Source organism: Shewanella surugensis, assembly GCF_023284005.1.
Lineage (GTDB): Bacteria > Pseudomonadota > Gammaproteobacteria > Enterobacterales > Shewanellaceae > Shewanella > Shewanella surugensis.
In genome coordinates this window covers 1-16,040 of sequence record NZ_JAKIKS010000125.1, presented here as the reverse complement: position 1 = coordinate 16,040, position 16,040 = coordinate 1, and the positions used below count along the sequence as shown (strand labels likewise).

The following is a 16,040-nucleotide window of genomic DNA, read 5'->3' as shown; positions in this document are numbered from 1 at the left end:
CAATTGGTGATTTTATTCTTAGCCTTGCCCATCGGTGGAGCCTTTTTAAATCAGTGATAATGATCTGATCGCAAGATTTACGATAGGTTCCCTGATTTAGTCAACAACGCCTCACCTATTTATAAAAAAGAACAACTGTTAGCAAATTGTTTCTAAATGTGTTTTTTGACGGGTGATTGTAATTAGGAGGAAGAGTAAAATCAAGGAATGAAGGGAAATAATTGATTGGCATTCATGAACTATTCGTTTGAATATCTCTTGGGTGCTTTTTAATACAGGCAACGGCATAAACTCTTATACTTAACTGAGTGGCTAATGATGTTTGGTTGCGTGATCACTGAAATAGGTGGTTTTAGATGAAGATAACAAGAAAAGATCATCGTTATTTTAATACCAGTGATAATGTTAAGTTACATTATATTGATAAAGGATCTGGGCAGCCTTTACTCATTGTCCCAGGGTTTGCACAGAGTGTTGAGCAATATGAACATCAAATTAACGGCTTATGTGATCGTTACCGTATTCTTGCTGTTGATATGAGAGGTCATGGTGACTCTGAAAAGGTGGGTTATGGCTATAAAGTCGCAAGGTTTAGTAAGGATTTACATGAGTTCATCACCTTTCTTAATTTAACCGATGTTGTCTTACTGGGTCATTCATTGGGCACTGCTGTCATTTGGACATATTTAGAACTTTTCAGTGTTGAGCGAGTGTCGAAGCTTATTTGTATTAGTCAGCCAGCGGTTATGATTTCAAATCCTTTATGGTCCAGCATTGAAATGGAAAACTATGGTCCATTGGCTTCATCGGCTTCATTAATGGATGTGGTGAATAGTTTTACTCATGGTAAAGGGGATGCTTATAGTTCAGTGATGTTAGAGCGTATGTTATCAGAAAACATCTCAACTTTAGATAAACAATGGTTGTTTAATTCCAGTTTAAAGTTACCGAGAAAGCAGGCTGCTGAACTGATGTACAATTGCTTTCATCAGGATTGGAGAGACTTACTACCCAGAATTAAGCTTCCGACATTAATCATTGTTGGACGAGCAGGTCTTATTTCTGCTTCTTCACAGATTTGGCTCCATAAACAAATTATTCATTCAAAAATAGTCATATTTGAAGAGGATGAAGGAGGGAAGCATTTCATGTTCTATGAAAATCCCGTGAAATTCAATCAGGTAGTTGATCAATTTATACAATCAGATAAAAGTGAATGACTTATTAGTATGTCCCCGCTTTATGTAAGGGAAAAGTGTTGAGCTGTGAACTGCATTGGGAGTATGATCGAGTGTAAAAATGCGACCTTGCTCACTCAATAGAAGTGATCCCTTTAAATACTCGTTAGCTGAATGTTGGTTAATTTTAGTTTTATCTTCATTGAATCGTTAAGTTTTAAGATCAAGCTGTATTGTTGTTTTATACCCATTCTCCTAAAGATGTCAGCTTTCAGCGGGTACTCAAGACGCGATAGTTCAGATCATTAATAGCTCCTGCACCCATGATAGTTTTTTTGAGAAAATAACCGAGAGATCCTAAGTATGATGATCCGTAACGTAGCATAAAAGTCTTTAAACCAGTCTATTAGGTGCGTGGAAGTCGTCTATTGCTGCGTTGTATTATCTCAAAAAAGACCAACACTCTTTCAATGATGCGCTTTTGAATTGAACAATCTTACGAGCTCTGAAAACATGCATATTTAATGGGCTTAGTATATTAGCGATGCAAAATATTTACTGATAGGATTGCTTCGTTTTGTGTACAAAATTTAGGTAGTATGCATTAAATGAATTTTATGTTGGCGATGGATCATGCTTCATTGCCAGATTGTTGATGTCGCTCTTTATGATGCGATGGTCTAAATAGATGGAGTCGTAAATGAAAAGAGTGTTAGTCCTATTTGGCGCTGGATGCGTGGGTGCATTGCTTGCAAGTTTTGTTTTTTGGCTATTGGCCTATTTAGGTTTAGGTCATTATGTGAAGTTTCCGTATTTTCCAGTATTAAGTTCTACATGGCTTTATCCGAAACTATTGTGGGGTGGCGTATATGCGTTATTACTGCTCATTCCCATATTAGAGTCAAAGCTATGGTTAAAGGCCATATTACTCAGTGTGGTCATAACCTTGGCTCATTTATTCATTGCCTTGCCTTTTAGTGTTTATAAAGGTGCTGCGGGTCTCAATATAGGTTTATATGCGTTCTTGTTTGCATTATTATTCAACTTCTTATGGGCCAGTATGACTGCTTTGACGGTAAAATTTGCAAAATAAGTTAATGAGATAAATGATAGCGACTTGAGTATTTTAGCGCTATCACTTTTTTTGTTAAACAATTGGTTAGCGTTTTTGTGCCTGCAAAATAACAAACTTGCCATTTGAGGCGACTGTGGTGCAGTTTTTAAAGATACGCTTTAATTTGACATGATAAGCTAAATGTCGATTGCCAACGACATGCAATATACCGCCTGCTGTCAGACGACGTTTGGCGTCAAGAAACATCTGCCAAGCGATATGATCGGTTATCGCTTCTCCTTGATGAAAAGGGGGGTTGCAAAGAATGAGATCCGGTTCAAGGTTCTCAGTTAGCTGGCTTAAACAATCACTCCAATAAAAATGGCCTTGTGCAGTGGTAAATTGATTCGTGTGCCAGTTTTCTTTTGCCGATGTGATGGCCATGTCTGAATCATCGACAAAATGTAGGTGAGCTTCAGGAAAAAGCTGAGCGGCCCTGAGGCCTAAAATACCGTTTCCACATCCTAAATCGACAATGTTGTGAAAATTGCCATTGGGCATGTTTTCGAGCATGAACCTTGCACCAATATCAAGTTTATTGGCTGCGAAGACATTACTGAGGTTATGCATTGTTAATTGGTATTCGGGTACTGGCCAGGTTATTGTCTCATGAGTTGGACGAATTTTACCGTCACTGATGCAGGTGATAACACGCGTTTTTTTGTAGGTTAAGCTGGCACTCGCAGGCCCTAGATTTTGACTAATCAATGTCAGTAAAGCAGCATTTATCGATTTGGCCTTTGCTGCTATCAATATGGGTGTGCCTGATGGCAAAATATGAGAAAGTTTTTGTAATTGCAGCGTAAAATAGTGAAGATTTTTAGGCAACTTGATGACTACAGCATTAAGGTTACGGGGTAAACTTTTAGTACTGGTTCGCCAATGGATATGCTCTGAATTGAGCTGATTGTTTTGTAAGTTTTGTTCAATGCCCTGTACGCTCGTTTTGGCATCGGATTCAACCCATAGCGAGAGTGCTTGGTTTTGCTTGGCAGCATAGGCTGTCAGACTGCAGGTTAAGCCACCAAAATTATCATTGAGTATCGCCAGGTTATCGAATGACGTTAATTTATATGGGGAAGTGATGGCAGCGAGACTATTTTCTGTGAGCGATAAGACCAAGTGCTCATCTGCCGCATCCCAAGCTTGTAAATTAGAGTCTTGATTACGAGGGAAGCGGTGGAGATCAAGTTCAAGATCTGCGACTGAAAATTGTGTGGCCATAGAATAAAATAATGCTAAAGAAATAAGGCCGCTGATTATCGCAGATTTACTGTGGTAGGTATATGATGAGCGAAAGTCTTAAGGAGTGCCGTTCTATGAAGCAGCAAGTACTGTTTAATGATCGCGAAGCTGACGTTGCTCATTCTCCCATTATTTATCCTTCTATGACCTTAGTGGAAAATTATCTGAATCTTAAACAAATTGAAACCTTAATACTTGAAGCGCAGCATTATTCCTTTGATAAACCCAATATCACTGTTTATGGCAAGCAATATCCTATTCCAAGGCAGCAAGTGTGGTTTGGGGATGAGGGATGTGATTATGTGTTTTCATCTCTTTATATTAAAGCCTTACCTTGGCCCCTGTATGCTAATAAGCTGAGAGATAAATTACAGCGAGATTTTGGTTTTAACGCTAATGGGGTATTGGTGAATCGTTATAATGATGGGGTTGATTCCATGGGGTGGCACAGTGATGATGAACCTGAAATCCAACCTAGGAGTGATATTGTGTCGGTCAGTTTGGGGGCGAGTAGAGATTTTTTTATTCGTCATAAAAAGACTCAGCAGCAGCATAAGATAATGTTAAACAGTGGTGATATGTTAATCATGAATTGGCCAATGCAAGATGAATGGGAGCATTCGTTACCCAAAAGAAAGCGGGTTGAAGCGCCTAGGTATAATTTTACCTTTCGGTGTGTGTTACCTTATTTTCATGGAAAACATCCCCGTGTTTAAGGTGTTTGATTTTTGACGGCGATGGCAGTAACCTGCCTTTAGTATTGAAATTGAATTAAATAAAGGATATCTCATGTCATTAGAGCAAGAGATTATTGACAAATTAACGTTAGCATTAACACCTACGCATTTGCAAGTATTCAATGAAAGTCATAATCATAATGTTCCTGTCAATTCAGAAACACATTTTAAAGTTATCATCACTAGTGATGTTTTTGAGGGGAAGCGGTTACTCGCAAGACATAGATTGGTTAATGAAGCCTTAAGTGATGCTTTTAATAAAGGGTTACATGCGTTATCGATGCATACGTTTAGTCCTCATGAGTGGGATGATGCTATGAAGGTACCCGATTCTCCTGATTGCAAAGGCTAAAATTTCACTTAACTGAAAGTGTATAGGATATTTTTAGGGGTTAAACGTTAATCTTGATAAATAGCTTTTTTGCTCAAAATGGGCTATTCGTTATTGTCATTTAGAACGTTATCATATGTTGTTTGCATTATTTCCCCAAACACGTTGAAGCGTGTACCTTAGTTGGGGGTGGGCGGCGATTTTTTTGTAAGGGGTACTGTAAATTTTACCGTGAGTGTCGAATTGTGTCAGCAATGAGGAAAATTAATATGCCGTTACTGGATAGTGCTAAAGTCGATCATACCCGTATGAATGTGCCTGCGGTGAGAAAAGCAAAGTCGATGACAACCCCTAAAGGGGATACGATAACGGTGTTTGATTTACGTTTTTGTATACCCAATAAAGAAATATTAAGTGAGCGGGGGATCCACACTTTAGAACACTTATTTGAAGGTTTTATGCAGAGTCATCTTAATAGTGACAGTATTGAAGTCATCAGTATTTCTCCGATGGGAAGCCGTACAGGTTTTTACATGAGTCTCATTGGCATACCATCCGATATTGACGTTGCTGATGCGTGGTTAGCGGCAATGGAAGAGGTGTTGAATGTGGCTGAGCAGTCAGACATTCCAGAGTTGAATGAGTTTCAGTGTGGCACTTATGACATGCATTCGTTAGCACAAGCCAAAGAAATTGCTCGTAATATCATAGCATCGGGGATTAATGTGGATCACAATCATGACTTATGCTTAAGTGAGGATCAATTAAGAGGTATTTAAAATGATATGACTTAGCCCGTTGCTAATAAGCTTTGTTTTTAGAATAAAGGACAAAAGTCATTATCCCGCCAAAGAAAGCAGTAATCAATACGCTTAAAGTGATTGATTGTGTGTTTTTTGTTCGGGTTTGCTGTCGATATGAACATAATGTCAAAATCGTATGTGATTGATACAGTGTTTCATCTTTCGCTTCAAAACTGACTTCAATGATAAGAATAAGACAATAATAATCGCTAAAATCTCCCATGGACAAGTGCTTGGGGCATTCTAATGTATTGACCTTATTAAATCGAGCCTGTTAATAGTTTGACTTTTAATTTCCTATTGCTGCTTTCCACCTATATTTTTCATGGCGATACTGATGCATTTGGGGTAAAATGCGCGCGACCAGCGTGATAGCGATCGCATCTCAGTGATAAATCTGCGCTAGCTCAACATAACAAAAATTTGTTTACTCTTGTGTGTTTAGCAGGAACGCGGCGCATTGTCTTTCCTTCATAACGTAGTGCTTGTGGATATGATTACAATTAAAAATGGCTTAAACTTACCCTTAGCAGGTGGGCCTGAGCAAGTTGTCCATAATGGCCCAGCCATTAGACATGTAGCTACATTGGGTGAAGAGTATATTGGCTTACGTCCTACGATGAAAATCAAAGTAGGCGATAAAGTGGAAAAGGGTCAGGTTCTTTTTGAAGACAAAAAAAACCTCGGCGTTAAGTATACAGCTTCAGCTAGTGGAACAATTTCAGAAATCAACCGGGGTGCACAGCGTGTCTTGCAATCTGTGGTTATAGATGTACAAGGTAATGATAGTATTGCTTTTGCTAAATATGACGCAGCAGCATTAGCAACACTCGCACCACAGCAAGTTCGTGAAAACCTGATCGAATCGGGTTTATGGACTGCTTTACGTACCCGTCCTTTTAGTCGCGTACCGGCAGTCGATGCTGAAACAGTGGGCATTTTCGTGACCGCGATTGACACTCAACCTCATGCAGCCGATCCCGTGGTTGTAATTAATGGGCATAAACAAGATTTTGTCAATGGCCTAACTTTATTAGCAAGACTGACTTCAGGTCAAGTTTATCTGTGTAAAGCGCAAGGTGCCGATATTCCTGTTGTTAATGCTCAAGTTGAAGAGTTTGCGGGTAAACATCCGGCAGGCTTAGTGGGCACACACATGCATTTTGTCTTGCCTGCATCGGCTAAACGCTCGCTTTGGCATATTCATTATCAAGATGTGATCGCAATCGGTCAGCTGTTTACCACCGGTGAGCTTAATAGCCAACGTGTTGTATCAGTAGCCGGTCCTAAGGCGAAAAAGCCTAGACTGGTTCGGACTGTAGTGGGTGCTTCAATGACTGAATTGCTGCAGGATGAACTTGAATCAGGCCAAGTACGTGTCGTTTCAGGCTCGGTGCTAAATGGTCGTGATGCTAAAGGGCCACACGCTTATTTAGGTCGTTACCATCATCAAGTGAGTTTGCTTGAAGAAGGCACAGAACAAGAGTTCTTCGGTTGGGCGATGCCTGGTTCGAATAAGTTCTCTATCACGCGTGCGTTTTTAGGGCATCTATCTCCTTCTCGTTTATTCAATATGACCACCAGCACAGGGGGGTCAGATCGCGCGATGGTGCCGATAGGCAATTATGAACGAGTGATGCCTATGGATATTCTTCCTACACTGTTATTACGCGATCTCGTATCGGGTGATTTCGACAGTGCGGCAAATTTAGGGGCACTTGAACTCGATGAAGAAGATTTGGCATTGTGTACTTTCGTCTGTCCTGGTAAGTACGACTATGCATCGTATCTGCGTGACTGTTTAGATACGATTGTGAGGGAAGGCTAATGGGTTTAAAGCAGTTTTTCGACCGTATTGAACCGCATTTTGAAAAAGGCGGTAAATACCAGAAGTTTTATGCGCTTTTTGAAGCGGTCTATACGGGTTTTTATACACCCGGTCAAGTGAGCAAGGGTCGCACCCATGTTCGTGATAATCTTGATCTAAAACGTATGATGATCACTGTTTGGGCGTGTGCATTGCCGGCGATGTTCGTGGGTATGTATAACGTGGGCTTGCAAGCTCAAGATGCCTTAGCAGGGGGCTTTGCTTCTCCTGACACATGGCAAGTGAGTATATTTAGCTTGCTTGGTGCCCAGCTGGGAACGGATTCTGGGATCACGACACTACTTTGGTACGGTGCCTGTTTCTTCTTACCTATTTATGCTGTGACCTTCATTGTGGGCGGGATATGGGAGGTTTTATTTGCCTCTGTCCGAGGCCATGAAATCAATGAAGGTTTCTTCGTTACTTCGATACTGTTTGCGTTGACCTTACCGGCCACTATTCCATTATGGATGGTGGCATTGGGGATTACCTTCGGTGTGGTGATTGCAAAAGAGATCTTCGGGGGAACAGGGCGTAACTTCCTCAACCCAGCACTAGCAGGCCGTGCTTTCTTATTCTTTGCTTATCCACTGAATATGTCAGGTGATACCTCTTGGGTAGTTGCCGATGGTTTCTCTGGCGCGACAGCATTGAGTCAAGCGGCGCAAGGCACATTGGATTATGGCTTTAACCAAAACTGGTGGGATGCTTTCTTTGGTTTCATTCCAGGTTCAGTGGGTGAAGTCTCTACCTTAGCCATTTTATTAGGTGGTCTGGTGATCATTTATTCTCGGATTGCGTCTTGGCGCATTGTGGGTGGCGTGATGGCCGGTATGATAGCAGTGTCTTTATTACTGAATGTCATCGGTAGTGATACCAATTCGATGTTTGCTATGCCTTGGTATTGGCATCTTGTATTAGGTGGCTTTGCGTTCGGTATGATGTTTATGGCGACGGATCCGGTTTCAGCCTCTTTCACTAATAAAGGTAAGTGGGCATATGGTATTTTGATTGGCGGCATGGCTGTCTTTATTCGTGTACTTAACCCTGCTTTCCCCGAAGGAATGATGTTAGCGATCCTGTTTGCTAACTTATTTGCACCGTTATTCGACCATTTTGTGGTTCAAGCAAATATCAAGCGGAGGATTGCTCGTGGCTAGTAATAAAGATTCATTCGGCAGAACCCTATTTATTGTCGTTGGCTTATGCTTTATTTGCTCCATTTTTGTTTCAGCGGCGGCGGTGTTATTAAGACCGACCCAAGAGCAAAACAAATTACTGGACAAGCAAAAGTACATTCTTGAAGCTGCGGGTTTGATTGATACCAGTAAAGGGAATGTTGGCAAGGAACAAGTGCTTAATACTTACAATAAGTATGTTGAAGCCAAAGTGGTTAACTTGGCAACAGGTGATTGGGTTCAAGGTATTGATGCTAATACGTTTGATACTAAATCGGAAGCACGTAACCCTAAAACGTCATTTGTGCCTAAAAATGATGTCGCGTCTGTGAAGCGGGTTGCCAACGATCAGGTCGTTTACTTGGTTCGTGATGATGCCGGTAAGCTTAAGACGGTTATTTTACCGATCCACGGCTATGGCCTTTGGTCAACCATGTATGCTTTCTTAGCGGTATCACCTGATTTAAATACGGTGCAGAGTCTGATTTATTATGACTTTACCGGTTCAGGGGAAACACCAGGTTTAGGTGGCGAAGTACAAAATCCAAAGTGGATTGCTAAGTGGACAGGTAAGAAATTGTTTGATGATCAAGGTAACCTCGCTATTAAGGTGACTAAAAATCCAGCAATTGCTTCTTCTCAATACGGTGTTGATGCCTTATCGGGTGCCACATTAACCAGTAATGGTGTGCAGCATTCATTGTCTTTCTGGTTGGGTAACGAAGGTTTTGCTCGCTTTATTGAAAAGGCGCGCAACGGAGGGCTTAGCTAATGGCTAATGCTAAAGAACTTAAACAGGTTCTGACTGGACCTATCATCAGCAATAATCCTATTGCGCTTCAGATCCTTGGGGTATGTAGTGCCCTTGCTGTGACCAGTAAACTGGAAACGGCTTTGGTGATGAGTATTGCATTAACGGCGGTGACGGCGTTTTCAAACTTGTTCATTTCGATGATCCGTAATCACATTCCAAGCAGTGTGCGGATCATTGTGCAAATGACTATTATCGCTTCATTGGTGATTGTGGTTGACCAAATCTTACAAGCTTATGCTTATGAAGTTTCTAAGCAGTTATCTGTCTTTGTCGGGTTGATCATTACCAACTGTATTGTGATGGGGCGTGCTGAAGCCTACGCAATGAAAACGCCACCCATGATGAGTTTCATGGACGGTATTGGTAATGGTCTAGGCTATGGCGCGATCTTAATGGCAGTGGGCTTTGTACGTGAATTGTTTGGTAATGGTTCACTCTTTGGCATTGAAATCTTGAAGAAAGTGTCTGAAGGCGGTTGGTATCAGCCTAATGGCTTGCTGTTATTGCCTCCAAGTGCGTTCTTCCTGATCGGTGCGTTGATCTGGATTATTCGTACCATTAAGCCAGAACAAGTCGAAGCGAAAGGATAAAGGCGATGGAACATTATATTAGTTTATTAATTCGCTCTGTTTTTATCGAAAACATGGCCCTATCTTTCTTCCTGGGTATGTGTACTTTTTTGGCGGTATCAAAAAAAGTCACGACGGCGATGGGATTGGGTGTTGCAGTTATCGTGGTATTAGCGATTTCTGTTCCTGTTAACCAAATTATTTATCAAGGTATTTTAGCCCCTGGTGCATTGGCTTGGGCGGGAGCACCGACGGCTGATTTGAGTTTCTTAAAGTTTATTACCTTTATTGGGGTGATTGCCGCTTTAGTACAGATTCTTGAGATGGCACTGGATAGATATTTTCCACCGCTTTATAACGCGCTCGGTATTTTTCTACCTTTAATCACGGTGAACTGTGCCATTTTCGGTGCGGTTTCTTTCATGGTTGAGCGTGATTACACCTTGAGTGAGAGTGTGGTATTTGGTGTGGGTTCGGGTATTGGTTGGGCATTGGCGATTGTCTTGCTTGCCGGTATTCGTGAGAAGCTGAAATATGCTGACGTGCCGAGTGGATTACGTGGTTTAGGGATCACCTTTATTACTGCGGGTCTTATGGCGTTAGGTTTCATGTCGTTTTCAGGTGTGTCTCTGTAAAGAGACACATTAACGGCTTCTTTTTTGAACCTTTAAGGATAAGTTAATGGATATGCTTAAATCTACTCCACTTGAGGTTTACTTAGGTGTGGGTATGTTTACCGCTATTGTATTAGTCTTGGTATTAGTGATTTTATTCGCTAAATCAAAACTGGTACCCAGTGGTGAGATAACAATTAGCATCAACGATGATGCTGATAAAGCGATAACAACGGGTGCGGGTAGCAAGTTATTAGGCGCGTTAGCCGATAATGGTATTTTCGTATCGAGTGCGTGTGGTGGGGGGGGCTCTTGTGGCCAATGTCGCGTGATCATTAAATCGGGTGGCGGTGATATTTTGCCAACTGAACTCGATCACATCACCAAAGGCGAGGCCCGTGGTGGTTGTCGTTTATCATGTCAAGTAAATGTGAAAGCTGACATGGAAATTGAGCTTGAAGAAGAGATCTTTGGTATTAAAAAGTGGGAATGTGATGTTATCTCTAATGATAATAAAGCCACTTTCATTAAAGAGCTTAAGCTTGGGATCCCTGATGGCGAGTCGGTGCCGTTTCGTGCCGGTGGTTATATTCAAATTGAAGCGCCTGCGCATCATATTAAATATGCCGATTTCGATGTCCCTGCGCAATATCGTGGTGATTGGGAACATTTTGGTTTTTTCAAATTAGAATCCAAAGTAGATGATGAAACCATTCGTGCTTACTCCATGGCGAACTATCCTGAAGAGGAAGGGATCATCATGTTGAACGTGCGTATTGCCACGCCACCGCCACGTAACTTGACCTTGCCTTGTGGTAAAATGTCTTCGTATATTTGGAGCCTAAAAGCGGGCGATAAAGTGACGATTTCAGGCCCGTTCGGTGAGTTCTTTGCTAAAGATACTGATGCTGAAATGGTGTTCATTGGTGGTGGTGCGGGTATGGCCCCAATGCGTTCACATATCTTTGATCAACTTAAGCGTCTTAATAGTCAACGTAAGATCAGCTTCTGGTATGGTGCGCGTTCGAGTCGTGAAATGTTCTATGTTGAAGATTTTGATGGCTTAGCGGCAACCAATGAAAACTTCCAGTGGCATGTTGCGCTTTCAGATCCTCAGCCAGAAGATAATTGGGATGGTTACACAGGCTTCATTCATAACGTGCTGTATGAGAACTATTTAAGAGATCATGAAGCGCCTGAAGATTGTGAGTTCTACATGTGTGGTCCTCCAATGATGAATGCGGCTGTGATCGGCATGCTAAAAGATTTGGGTGTAGAAGATGAAAATATTCTACTCGATGACTTTGGTGGCTAATATCACACACTGATTGTGAAACTGCAGAGCTAAGGCTCTGCAGTTTTGTTTATGCTATCAGGTAGATGTATTCAAATATGCGATAGGACGTTAGATTATGAAAATAAAAGTGTTCATAAATGGGCTTGTTCTGATTGGGCTGGTGTTTTTTATTTCTGCTTGTAGTCAGCCAGAACAGGTCATGTCTTTATCGGGCAATACGATGGGGACCACTTATCATATTAAAATAATGCCCAGTGAAAAATCGATTGACGCTCAGGCATTGCAAGTAAAAATTGATAAGGCACTGGAAGAAGTGAACGATCAAATGTCCACTTATCGCCCTGATTCTGAATTATCTCGTTTTAATCAAATGTCCAGTAATGACACTCTCAATGTGTCAGCCGATACAGTGAAAGTCATCAATGAAGCAATTAAACTGTATAAAATTACCGATGGGGCATTGGATATCACCTTAGGCCCTTTAGTGAACTTGTGGGGTTTTGGGCCCGATAAACGTCCAACGACCATTCCAACTCAGGTGCAAATAGATAAACAGAAAGCGAGAACCGGGATCCAATATATCACTGTCAATGGGACTCAGTTAAGTAAAGGCCATGATGATTTATATGTTGATTTATCTTCTATTGCTAAAGGGTTTGGGGTCGATAAAGTAGCGGCAATATTAGAACAATATCAATTTCAGGGCTATTTGGTTGAAATTGGTGGTGAGATCCGGGTGAAAGGCACTAAAGATGATAATCAACCGTGGGTGATAGCTGTCGAGCAGCCTTCAGAAGATGGTGTAGGGGTCCAACAGGTGCTCAGCCCTGGTGATATGTCGATGGCCACATCGGGAGATTACCGTAATTATTATGAAGAAGATGGCCAACAGTTTTCGCATTTAATTGATCCACGAACAGGTTATCCCATTAAGCACAGATTGGCATCGGTGACCGTGCTGGATAAAGATTGTATGGTGGCAGATGGTTATGCGACCGCGATGATGGTGCTCGGGACACAGGCTTCTTTAGCGCTTGCTAAACGTGAGGATCTTGCGATAATGTTGATAGAGAAGAGAGATGATGGCTTTAAAGTCTTTTATAGCAATGCTTTTAAACCGTATATCTCACAGTAGTTGGAGTCAATTATGAGCAGTTTTATTGCGACATTTGTGGTGCTTTTAGCATTTTTCTTTTTAATGTCAATTGGTTATTTGATTAAGCATAAAGCCGTAGCGGGTAGCTGTGGTGGCTTAGGAAGCCTCGGGATTGACAAGGCTTGCGATTGTGATGATCCTTGTGATAAACGCAGAGCCAAAATGGAAGATGAAGACTCCCGCAAAGAGAAATTGACCCAAAATCGTATTATTTGATTGTGATATAAAAATGGAATAATACTTTAAGGCTACCTAGACGGTAGCCTTTTTTATATTATTTTATAACATCGCCTTTCATCGTTAGCGCTATTTCATATTAACTTATTCATTAAAGTGGCCGATATTCTGTGTTTATTGTGATTAACATGAAGCAAGTCTTTGGTTTTTCGATTGTTACCAATTGATACTTTGGTTAATAATCATAGTAGAAGTGAGAATGATTAAGGTTTTGTAAGGTATTGAAAATATTAATTAATTTGATTTTCTCGCTCATTGTTCTATGATTTTTGTTATTGGTCATTTTATCAATTACAGTATTGATGGCTCGAATTTTTATTAGAGCCACTCACTAATCGATCAATTAAGGGAGCTAATTATGAAAGGTCAAGCGAATGTACTGACTCAGTTAAATAAAATTCTCACTTGTGAGTTAACCGCCATAAATCAGTATTTTTTACATGCCCGTATGTTTAAAAATTGGGGATTGAATGAACTTGATGAAAAAGCGTATAAAAAATCCATTCAAGATATGAAGCATGCAGATAAGCTTATTGAGCGAATACTGTTTCTTGAAGGTTTACCCAATCTACAGCAGCTCGATAAATTGCGGATCGGTGAGCATGCTGAAGAAATGATTCAATGTGACAAGGTCATGCTTGAAGAGCAGTTGCTGGCATTACGACAAGCCATTGACGTTTGTGAAAAGATTCAAGATTATGTTTCAAGAGATTTATTTGAAGATTTATTAGAGGATGAAGAAGAGCATCTTGATTGGATTGAGGCGCAGCAAGACTTGATTCAAATGACAGGTGTACAAAATTACCTTCAATCTAAAATGGACTAAATGAGGAGGAAATGATCATGAAAGGCAATAAAGAGATTATCAAAACCCTTAATAATTTACTGGCTGGTGAATTATCGGCTATGGATCAGTATTTTGTGCATGGCCTGATGTATGAAGATTGGGGATTAAATCAATTGCATGAACAAGTATCTCATGAATCCGAAGATGAACGAGGCCATGCTCGGCAGTTGATACAGCGTATTTTATTTTTAGAAGGAACACCCAATGTGGCTAAGCGTGAGGCATTAACAATAGGCAAAAAACCACAAGAAATGCTGCAAAATGATTTGCAATATGAATACATGATTGCGGGAAACTTACGCCAAGCGATTAAATTATGTGAAGAAAAACAAGACTTCCAAACTCGTGAAATTCTTGAGGTTTTATTAGAAGATACCGAATCCGACCATATGTACTGGCTTGAGAAACAATTAGGCTTAATTGAAAAAGTAGGCTTAGAAAATTATTTACAGTCCAAAATGTAACAGAATAAATTTATGATAAATATGCGATGACACAGCCTTTTTGAGTGATAACAGGCAAAGAAAATGACTTTTTTGTGATAATTGTAAATTTTATGTTAATTTTAACTTGAGTTTCTGGCTCAAATAAGGTTATCTATAGTCAAGATTAAAGCTAAAGAGGTTCTGATTGAAGAATATAATCGGGTTGGTATTAGCTTTTATGGACTGTATTTAACGAGTTAACATTGTTTTTTATACTCTTGTTCACTTGTCTAGTTCTTTACGAAATAAAGAGTTTTTACGAAGTAGATCATTATTTACTTGAGTAGAAACATGCTTTTGAGTGTCGATTAAAGAGGTCATAATGAATCATATAGACGATTTATCACAGAGTAATTGTGAGCTAAGAAATGCGGTGTGTTTATTGTTACTGCGTATAGGATCATTAGAGGAAGCATTATCGCATAAGCCTGTGGCATTGAGGTCGACAGCCTCATCTATATTATCGGACGATGAAATTACTATGTTGAATCAATTATTTTAACTGCCTTATTTTTAATAAATTATTCGAAATCAATGCTGTGAAATAGGTTGTTTTATCTGATTACGGCGATGACTCTGCAGGGTCTTTAGAGATCGAAATAAAGGCAAATAACCCGAATAAACAGACATAGTATGCTGGCGACATTAGGTAGTTTGCATTAATCAGAAAAGCCGCAAAGATAGGCGCCGTCCCACCGACGATAGCAACCGATAAACTATAAATAAAACTACTTCCGGTACAACGGATGGGTAATGGCAGTGCGTCAAACATGTATTTAAAAATTGTCGCTGAAATCCCTGTATTTGCAATAGTATATAAGCTTAATCTGAGCATGATAAGTACATGGTTTTCTGATTCCCCCCCCAAAAAAAGCATCAATGCCGTTATGCCTATATTCGGGGTCATGGACTTCATCATGATGTGCATGTCTTTTATGTTCAGCAATCATCGCTATTATTGGGATCAATACAGTCACCCGGCTTGTACAAGCATCATGTACAAGGTCGCTTCGCTCATGGAGTAGCCTAACTTAGTGATCATATAACTCACGTAATAGACATTGCAGGTATAAATATACAGGCACATAAAAGTAGCGATGATGGCGATTCTGATAAAGAGGTGCGAAAGCACATAATGATTAAAGAAAGGATCCCGGTAATAATAAAGGCGAAACGCCAAGCTTCAGGAACGGTTATTTGGCTAACTGCATAAGCAATGAGCCCACCAGTAAACATACCGGCAGATGCCGCGGTACCAATCCAACTCCCTGCTAATATTTTATGTTTTTTAGCGTGTTCAATTTTAAAAAAAATGGACGCATTGTTAAACTCACCCGCCACTGCAATACTTTGTATAAACCGACACAGAAGTAATAATATGGGCGCCGTGATACCGATTAACAGATAGCTGGGGATGAGCCCAATACTGAGTGTTGCGATAGCGATAAGGAAGGCGCTGATAATTAACAAACGGTAAACCCCCGGCTCTGCCGGGGTGACTCGCATAGGTTTCACCTATACCGCGGTATAGGTAGGCTCAAGTCTCGACCAAAAGACAGGAGAGCAAC

At 40.5% G+C, this 16,040-nt stretch carries 19 protein-coding genes; 16 read left to right on the top strand and 3 right to left on the bottom strand.

What is annotated here, in order from left to right:
- Positions 1-356 precede the first annotated feature (356 nt).
- Together L2764_RS21935 and L2764_RS21930 are read left to right on the top strand one after the other, a co-directional pair.
- Positions 357-1,220, top strand: coding sequence for an alpha/beta fold hydrolase (locus L2764_RS21935; protein WP_248942473.1), 864 nt, complete (start codon positions 357-359; stop codon positions 1,218-1,220).
- 658 nt (positions 1,221-1,878) lie between these two features.
- Positions 1,879-2,271: a hypothetical protein gene (locus L2764_RS21930; RefSeq protein ID WP_248942472.1), complete on the top strand. Its 393-nt coding sequence runs from the start codon at positions 1,879-1,881 to the stop codon at positions 2,269-2,271.
- 66 nt (positions 2,272-2,337) lie between these two features.
- On the opposite strand, the gene L2764_RS21925 is transcribed toward L2764_RS21930, so the two are convergent.
- Complete coding sequence (locus tag L2764_RS21925) at positions 2,338-3,516, bottom strand: methyltransferase (protein WP_248942471.1); 1,179 nt, start codon at positions 3,514-3,516, stop codon at positions 2,338-2,340.
- Positions 3,517-3,611: 95 nt separating this feature from the next.
- On the opposite strand from L2764_RS21925, the gene L2764_RS21920 reads away from it, so the two are divergent.
- From L2764_RS21920 to L2764_RS21855, 14 genes are all read left to right on the top strand, one after another.
- Positions 3,612-4,253, top strand: coding sequence for an alpha-ketoglutarate-dependent dioxygenase AlkB family protein (locus L2764_RS21920; protein WP_248942470.1), 642 nt, complete (start codon positions 3,612-3,614; stop codon positions 4,251-4,253).
- A gap of 73 nt (positions 4,254-4,326) precedes the next feature.
- Positions 4,327-4,626, top strand: coding sequence for a BolA family protein (locus L2764_RS21915; RefSeq protein ID WP_248942469.1), 300 nt, complete (start codon positions 4,327-4,329; stop codon positions 4,624-4,626).
- 248 nt (positions 4,627-4,874) lie between these two features.
- On the top strand, positions 4,875-5,384 hold the full coding sequence (luxS, locus tag L2764_RS21910; protein WP_248942468.1) for an S-ribosylhomocysteine lyase: 510 nt from the start codon (positions 4,875-4,877) through the stop codon (positions 5,382-5,384).
- Between the two features lie 517 nt (positions 5,385-5,901).
- Positions 5,902-7,236 carry a Na(+)-translocating NADH-quinone reductase subunit A gene (locus tag L2764_RS21905; protein WP_248942467.1) on the top strand — a complete coding sequence of 445 codons (1,335 nt, stop codon included), beginning with the start codon at positions 5,902-5,904 and terminating at the stop codon, positions 7,234-7,236.
- Positions 7,236-8,435 (top strand): NADH:ubiquinone reductase (Na(+)-transporting) subunit B, encoded by a 1,200-nt coding sequence (locus L2764_RS21900; protein WP_248942466.1) that lies wholly within the window; start codon positions 7,236-7,238, stop codon positions 8,433-8,435. The genes L2764_RS21905 and L2764_RS21900 overlap by 1 nt, the downstream gene beginning before the upstream one ends.
- Positions 8,428-9,225, top strand: a complete 798-nt coding sequence (locus L2764_RS21895; RefSeq protein WP_248942465.1) for a Na(+)-translocating NADH-quinone reductase subunit C — start codon at positions 8,428-8,430, stop codon at positions 9,223-9,225. Before L2764_RS21900 ends, L2764_RS21895 begins: the two co-directional genes overlap by 8 nt.
- Positions 9,225-9,857, top strand: a complete 633-nt coding sequence (locus L2764_RS21890; RefSeq protein WP_248942464.1) for an NADH:ubiquinone reductase (Na(+)-transporting) subunit D — start codon at positions 9,225-9,227, stop codon at positions 9,855-9,857. The genes L2764_RS21895 and L2764_RS21890 overlap by 1 nt, the downstream gene beginning before the upstream one ends.
- A gap of 5 nt (positions 9,858-9,862) precedes the next feature.
- Positions 9,863-10,471, top strand: a complete 609-nt coding sequence (gene nqrE / locus L2764_RS21885) for an NADH:ubiquinone reductase (Na(+)-transporting) subunit E (protein WP_248942463.1) — start codon at positions 9,863-9,865, stop codon at positions 10,469-10,471.
- Between the two features lie 46 nt (positions 10,472-10,517).
- Positions 10,518-11,765, top strand: a complete 1,248-nt coding sequence (nqrF, locus tag L2764_RS21880; RefSeq protein ID WP_248942462.1) for an NADH:ubiquinone reductase (Na(+)-transporting) subunit F — start codon at positions 10,518-10,520, stop codon at positions 11,763-11,765.
- Between the two features lie 97 nt (positions 11,766-11,862).
- The gene (locus tag L2764_RS21875) at positions 11,863-12,882 is read left to right on the top strand and encodes an FAD:protein FMN transferase (RefSeq protein WP_248942461.1); all 1,020 of its coding nucleotides are present in this window, start codon (positions 11,863-11,865) and stop codon (positions 12,880-12,882) included.
- Positions 12,883-12,894: 12 nt separating this feature from the next.
- Positions 12,895-13,119 carry a (Na+)-NQR maturation NqrM gene (gene nqrM, locus L2764_RS21870; RefSeq protein ID WP_248942460.1) on the top strand — a complete coding sequence of 75 codons (225 nt, stop codon included), beginning with the start codon at positions 12,895-12,897 and terminating at the stop codon, positions 13,117-13,119.
- A gap of 379 nt (positions 13,120-13,498) precedes the next feature.
- A complete protein-coding gene (bfr, locus tag L2764_RS21865) occupies positions 13,499-13,966 on the top strand; it encodes a bacterioferritin (RefSeq protein ID WP_248942459.1) in 468 nt (155 codons plus the stop codon).
- Positions 13,967-13,983: 17 nt separating this feature from the next.
- The gene (bfr, locus tag L2764_RS21860; RefSeq protein WP_248942458.1) at positions 13,984-14,451 is read left to right on the top strand and encodes a bacterioferritin; all 468 of its coding nucleotides are present in this window, start codon (positions 13,984-13,986) and stop codon (positions 14,449-14,451) included.
- A gap of 343 nt (positions 14,452-14,794) precedes the next feature.
- The gene (locus tag L2764_RS21855) at positions 14,795-14,974 is read left to right on the top strand and encodes a hypothetical protein (RefSeq protein ID WP_248942457.1); all 180 of its coding nucleotides are present in this window, start codon (positions 14,795-14,797) and stop codon (positions 14,972-14,974) included.
- A gap of 60 nt (positions 14,975-15,034) precedes the next feature.
- On the opposite strand, the gene L2764_RS21850 is transcribed toward L2764_RS21855, so the two are convergent.
- Positions 15,035-15,391: an MFS transporter gene (locus L2764_RS21850; RefSeq protein WP_248942456.1), complete on the bottom strand. Its 357-nt coding sequence runs from the start codon at positions 15,389-15,391 to the stop codon at positions 15,035-15,037.
- A gap of 128 nt (positions 15,392-15,519) precedes the next feature.
- A complete protein-coding gene (locus L2764_RS21845) occupies positions 15,520-15,978 on the bottom strand; it encodes an MFS transporter (protein WP_248942455.1) in 459 nt (152 codons plus the stop codon).
- Positions 15,979-16,040 lie beyond the last annotated feature (62 nt).